The 6,000-nt window shown below is 51.8% G+C and carries 6 protein-coding genes; 3 read left to right on the top strand and 3 right to left on the bottom strand.

Annotation, left to right across the window (positions count from 1 at the left end; genetic code table 11):
• Positions 1 to 199: 199 nt before the first annotated feature.
• The 3 genes from EZI54_RS20335 to EZI54_RS20325 all read right to left on the bottom strand — a co-directional run bounded on the left by EZI54_RS20335 (position 200) and on the right by EZI54_RS20325 (position 3,480).
• A protein-coding gene (locus EZI54_RS20335; protein ID WP_131483723.1) for an IS3 family transposase occupies positions 200 to 1,380 on the bottom strand; the annotation gives its coding sequence in 2 pieces (ribosomal slippage) (positions 200 to 1,081 and positions 1,084 to 1,380; 1,179 coding nt in all).
• A gap of 83 nt (positions 1,381 to 1,463) precedes the next feature.
• Entirely contained in the window at positions 1,464 to 2,306 is an 843-nt protein-coding gene (locus tag EZI54_RS20330) for a TIR domain-containing protein (protein WP_131483721.1), read from the bottom strand.
• Positions 2,307 to 2,808: 502 nt separating this feature from the next.
• Positions 2,809 to 3,480: a hypothetical protein gene (locus EZI54_RS20325; protein ID WP_131483720.1), complete on the bottom strand. Its 672-nt coding sequence runs from the start codon at positions 3,478 to 3,480 to the stop codon at positions 2,809 to 2,811.
• 340 nt (positions 3,481 to 3,820) lie between these two features.
• Here EZI54_RS20325 and EZI54_RS20320 point away from each other — a divergent pair, with 340 nt between their 5' ends.
• The 3 genes from EZI54_RS20320 to EZI54_RS20310 all read left to right on the top strand — a co-directional run bounded on the left by EZI54_RS20320 (position 3,821) and on the right by EZI54_RS20310 (position 5,954).
• Positions 3,821 to 4,804: an integron integrase gene (locus EZI54_RS20320; RefSeq protein ID WP_131483719.1), complete on the top strand. Its 984-nt coding sequence runs from the start codon at positions 3,821 to 3,823 to the stop codon at positions 4,802 to 4,804.
• Between the two features lie 197 nt (positions 4,805 to 5,001).
• Positions 5,002 to 5,346: a hypothetical protein gene (locus tag EZI54_RS20315; RefSeq protein WP_131483718.1), complete on the top strand. Its 345-nt coding sequence runs from the start codon at positions 5,002 to 5,004 to the stop codon at positions 5,344 to 5,346.
• Positions 5,347 to 5,471: 125 nt separating this feature from the next.
• The gene (locus tag EZI54_RS20310) at positions 5,472 to 5,954 is read left to right on the top strand and encodes a cupin domain-containing protein (protein WP_131483717.1); all 483 of its coding nucleotides are present in this window, start codon (positions 5,472 to 5,474) and stop codon (positions 5,952 to 5,954) included.
• Positions 5,955 to 6,000: the final 46 nt, after the last annotated feature.

Here is a 6,000-nt window from a genome sequence, read left to right as displayed (position 1 = left end):
CGTCATCCGAAGCGGCAAACGATCTATGAGCTTTGCTTTTAGAACGAAGAGAGGAAATAAACCAAATTACTGCTATGGCTATCGCCACCCACCAGAATATGGACATAGTAATTATCCTCCCTAACGCCTTGGCTTTGCGGCGTGCCGGAGCGCTAGCGTAGGTGCGTTGGAGTTCCCCCAATAAATCGGACACGCCCCTTCAGTTGATTTCCTCGAACTCTAGCGGAGTCCGGTAGCCCAGGCCACTGTGCAGCCGTTGGCGATTATAAAAGCCTTCAATATAGTCATTTATATGCCGTCGTAATTGCCGCAGCGTCACAAAGCTGGTCGCCTGCAGCAATTCTCCCTTCAACGTCTTGAAGAAGGATTCCACCTCGGCATTATCGGTGCACTGCCCCGGGCGATTCATGCTGTGTCGGACCTGGTGCTGCTTCAGAAGCGCTTGCGTCTTGTGGGCCCGGTACTCGATGCCCCGATCCGTATGGAACAACAAGCCGGGCTCGGGCTTGCGTGTCTTGAACGCTTCTCGCAGGGTCGCCCGGGAGAAGTCCGCATTCAGGTTCTCGCCCAGCCGCCAACTCACGATGCGACGGGAGAACAGATCCAGGACAACGGCCAGGAACACGTATTTCCGGCCCAGCTTGATGTAGGTGACATCGCTGCTCCAGTGCTGGTTGATCGCCTCGGGCTTGGCCGCCTCCAGACGGTAGTTGGGCAGCGTTTTGGCCGCGTCCCGGCGCTTGGTCATTTGCCGATAAACGCGCGTGACACGCGCCTTCATGCCCCATTCCCGCATCAGGCGAGCCACCCGGTTCTCGCCAACCTCAACGCCTTCCCGTCGTAGCGACTGATACACGCGAGGGCTCCCATACCGACCGTTGCTGGCGTTATAGGTGCGACGGATCTTGAGCAGCAGATCGGCGTTCTCTGACGCTCTCTGGCTGGGCTTTCGGTTCACCCAGGCGTAGTAGCCGGACCGCGAGATGTTCAGGTGGCGGCACAGCGCCTTTACTCCGTGTTCCCGTCGGTGTTTCCAGACGAACCGGAACGCTTCCGCCGTTCCTCGGCCTGAAAGCGTTGAAACTTTTTTAGGATGTCGTTTTCCTCCTGAAGCTCGGTGATCTGGCGCTTCAGGCGGTTAATCTCATCCTGCTCTTTGATCTGCTGCTTGGCTTGGGCGGGTGCTCTTTTGACACGCTTCATGGCGAACTTTCCCTCACGGTATTCCTTTCGCCAGCGTGACAGCATGAAGGGATGGATATCCAGCGCTTCCGCAACGCCTTTGACGCTCCGGTGGGCCTGGTGGCTCCATTCCACCGCTTTGACTTTGAACTCAGTGCTGTACTGCTGGGTTTTCTTCCCTGTGATCATTTCCGGCATCGGTTTTCTCCTGCTTGGGAGTTATCGATGCGTGTCCACTCGACTAGGGGAAGTCCACGTCCGACAACAGCCATTTGTTATGTTTACAATAAAGCAGAAGGGTCAACTGTATATCCTGCTTCCCTTAACTCCTTTGCTAGATCAAGCTTCCAAGCACCTCTAAGGTCTAGATCAATGTAGACGACACCGCTTATATCATTAGGCGCTTCAACACCATCTACTAGCAAAGCCGAAACTCTTGGGCGCCCCAGCCGACCTATAAAGTATCCATGCTCGAATACAACATTTTGCCTGGCTCTAGATTTTAGTTCAGGGGATTCGGATTTCTTGGCACCTATGTCACACGGTGTGTACAAAATAACTGCATATCCAACGTCACTATTTGCCTCAATTTTCTCAATAATCGTTCGGCTTGAACTTGCTTGCTCGTGCAGCACGATTGGTTCCAACTTCGCCTTTTCGAGAAAACGAGCCATTTCTGATTTAGCTGCGTTATCGTGACCATGAACAACAAAAACCTTCTTATTGTCCGACGCCAAATTAACTGGCGGAGCTTCCTTTTTCGACTCGTTAGCGACAGAGTCTTTCACTTCCTTTATTAAATTACGCGTTAAATCAGTTGTGTAGCCATCGCCACTTATTACATCTTCGGTAGACAGAAACACAATGACATTTGGAGGAATGTTACTGTTCGCTGCATCAGCCGTGCCTGAAGCGTCCCTCTCTGTTTGCTTAATCTTGAGCGAACGTATCTTGCTAAATTCAAGGTAGGCGCCGTCAACAAGGATTTCATCTCTTAGCACGTAAGGTCGGATTATTTCATCTCTAATTTCTTCTAGGTCCGTGCGGTCACATTCAATAACCTTGATGAAGCGCCCATTTTTGTCCTTTTCATTGGTTTCAACAACAATATGAAAAAAGCTCATAATATTCCTTCAAAGATCCAGCAAGACTTTCTACGGCGTGGAAACATAACGCTCATGCGCAGCGGCCGGGTTGGCGCGCGCAGCGTGACAAACCGGTCCGACTGACGCGGCTGGTTAGAAGCCGGTTCACCCGATGGTTTCCGATCCACCCCTCAACTCGCATGCGAACTCCAAAGAAGCCCCGCACCTGCTCGCGATCCGGCACCGATACAAACCACCAAACTACCCGGCCCATTTAGAATTTACGACGAACGGCCCCACAAACTGGGCACGTTGATGAAAACCAGAAAGAAGCCAATACAGGCTTCCAGATTGGACGACCATGTTGCTGGCCTTGGCCATTAACGAAAGCCAAAAATACGGCCCTATTTGCCGCCAAGGCCCATGCACTTAACCACCAGAAAATGACCGAAGCTTTGGCTTATAACGCCGTTATTCAGCGGCGCCCCGACAGGGGCGTCCGGTGGAGGGCCTTAGGCCCGGAACAAACTGCAATACCTTGTTAAGTTTTCTCCAGCTCAAACTGAGCATTCGGAATCAATTCTTTTTTCGCCATGACCTGGATGCGACCCAAATACTCCAACGACTCCAAAAATTCTTCTAAATCCATGTTCGATTGTTCAAAAAAATATTTCTGGTAGTCCGCACCAACAGAATATTCTGAGGTCTCTATACTTCCATTACTTATGGAGACCTTTCTTTCTGTGCCTTCTGGGCTGACCAAAACTCCGCTGGCGGCAACCCCATTCTGGAAAGTGATGTGCCCACACTCACATAAAGTATCGGAAACAATATGAGCCGTCGCATTATGAAAACGTGTGCTTAGCTGTCTTGCCGTGGCCACCGCAACAATTCGACTGATGTAATCAGATACGTCTTTCTCTGCATGTGCCCCACCGAATTTTGAGAAGACGTTAGACAATAAATCAGGCTTCCGGGCTTTAGACGAAAAGGAAGAGCGCAACTCGGGGTCCGGCCGATCCAAATAAAAGGCATCTTTATTTTGGAATGCTACCATCGTAGCGATAGTTTCGCCTTCACGCGGATCTCGATAGAAGACGCTTGAGAAATTTATTGGATTCGAGAAGTTTACGAGAACCCGCTGCATGGTTTCAGCGATATCTTCCAGCTTTGCTTCGCTTGTTATTCTCACTGCCCGGAATTTAATGCCCAAAGCCAAATCTCCTGAAACTTAACCTTTGTATATGAGTCGTCACGACCGTTTTTCCAACGACTCATATTTCATTTCCAACACGTCTCCAACCTAGGCAGAAAATCCCCTCAGGTCAATAACTTCCCATTATTCTGCTTTCTGGTTTTCCAAACAAAAATGATCATAAAGACCACTATCCTCATTTTCTGTCGAAGCGGCAACCTGCTGATTTAAAAGCCGAAGTCATAGATTTTCAAAATTCCGCCCAGTTCATGGTCGCAACGACCATTTTTCCGGTTGTCAGAGCCTCGTGGTTGACGTAGGCTGTATAAATAAACAGTTATATAAAGGACGTGCTATCATGGACGACATACCTGTTCCGCTGCCTGCCGTTCCCGTCCGGTTTATGGACCGTTTCCGGGCGTTCATTCGCGCTCGCCACCTGGCTTACCGGACAGAAAAAACCTACTGCAACTGGGTGCGCGAATTCATCCGGTTTCATAACAAGCGCCATCCGGAATCCATGGGGGCAGAGGAGGTTAATTCGTGGTTGAGTCATCTGGCGAATAATCGCAATGTCGCGGTGAACACGCAGAAAACAGCACTGAACGCAGTGGTATTCATGTATCACCAGTTTCTTGGCAAAGAGTTGGGCGACTTGCAGTTTACCAACCCGTCCCGGGGGCGAAAGTTGCCTGCCGTCTTCAGTCATGAAGAGGCGATGTCGGTGCTGTCGCACATGCATGGCACCCACAAGCTGGTGGCCAGCCTGATGTATGGCTCTGGTTTGCGGGTAATGGAGGCGGTACGGCTGAGAATCCAGGATGTGGATTTTTCCGAACCGTGTTTGTTCGTGCGAGAAACCAAAGGTGATAAATGGCGGCGGACAATCTTGCCCGCGTCGATCTGCGAACGTCTGAGTACTCAGGTTGAGTTCGCACTCGCGCTTCACCGGCAAGATCTGAAGGATGGTTTCGGCGAAGTCTATATGCCCAACGCATTGGCAAAGAAGTACCCAGGCGCTGCATGCAGTTCTGCCTGGCAATATGTGTTCCCGGCACAGAGGCTGTCTATTGATCCACGTTCGGGGGTTCGTCGGCGCCATCATATCGGGGAGCAGCAGGTTCGGCGCTTTGTGAACGAAGCCATGAAAGCCACGGGTATTCGCAAAAAGGGCAGTTGCCATACCTTTCGGCACAGTTTCGCCACCAACCTGCTAAAACGGGGCACAGACATTCGCAGCATTCAGGAGTTGCTAGGCCACAACGACATTTCCACGACACAGATATATACCCATGTCGTTGGCACCCACGAACGTGGCATCAGCAGTCCGTTGGATGTTTGATGCTGGGATTCCGGGACCGATTTATTGGGTTGTAAAGCGATAAAAATGGGGCAGATTGCCCTTTCAGTGGTTGCACGACCCCTAAAAATAAATCGGTCCCCGTTATTGCCGCGTTTTTGCCGGCGGTTTTCTCTGTTAGCGTTGGATTTCGATGGCATCCGGCCGTAAGGGCGGACTGGACGAGGCAGGGGTGAGGGATGTGCCCGGATGAGCTCAATGTGATCCAGTATCTTGGGAATCTTGCCATTGGCAAGACGGCTTTATGGTGCTATTTCATCTGGTATCTCGTCACCGTTGGCTACTACTTTGATCCAGATATTTCGATTTGGCTCAATTCGGTGGGTGTCAGCCTCATTGTCGGCATTGGTCTCAATTTAAGTGTGGCGCGAGGCAAGGGTGTTACGCGAGACTCCTGGCAGACCTTTCGGCTTGTTATTCCGCCCAGGCTGAGTCAACTATGGATGTCCGCAGGCACTTGCGTCGCCTTTATTGCTCTTGTTTACTTGGTCAAGCTCAAACGCCGGTTAAAAGGACCGAAGTGACGAGGCGTGCCAGCAGAGCAGGGTTGGCCATGGGGTCCACTGGGTGTGCCTCTTATCGCTTGATTCTTGCGGGCCACGACGCGTTCCCGTGTTGATCGGCCATCAAACCAGAATGGACATGGGCCATGGACAAATACCACCTCACCAAAGCCGACATCGACCAATTCGAAGGCATCGGGAAAACCCACTTTCTCAATGACAACGCCAAGCGGACCAACAAGTCCCTGGGCGATCTGACCGGTATTACGGGCTTTGGTTTTCACATCATCGAAGTGCAGCCGGGGCGGGAATCCACCGAGTTTCACAGGCATTATTACGAGGATGAGTGTGTCTACGTCCTCGAAGGCACGGCGGAAGCCCGGATCGGCGACAAGACCGTGCAGGTGAATGCCGGGGATTTCCTGGGCTACCGGGCCGGTGGCGACGCCCATTCCCTGCGCAACAACGGCGATACGGTGCTGAAGTGCATTGTCGTCGGCGAACGACGGGATCACGATGTAGGCGACTACCCGGACCTCAACAAGCGCATCTACCGCAACAAGGGACGACCGTGGAACCTGGTCGACATCGATGTGATCTCCGAGCCCAGCGGTGGCAGGAAGGTCTGAAGTTCCGGGGCTCCCATCGGAGCAACTGTTTGTACATCGAGAACAT

Origin of the sequence: Marinobacter halodurans, from assembly GCF_004327985.1 — a bacterium.
Taxonomy (GTDB): Bacteria; Pseudomonadota; Gammaproteobacteria; order Pseudomonadales; family Oleiphilaceae; genus Marinobacter_A; species Marinobacter_A halodurans.
Note: the sequence above shows the minus strand (reverse complement) of the source record. Positions and strands in the feature narration are given on the sequence as shown.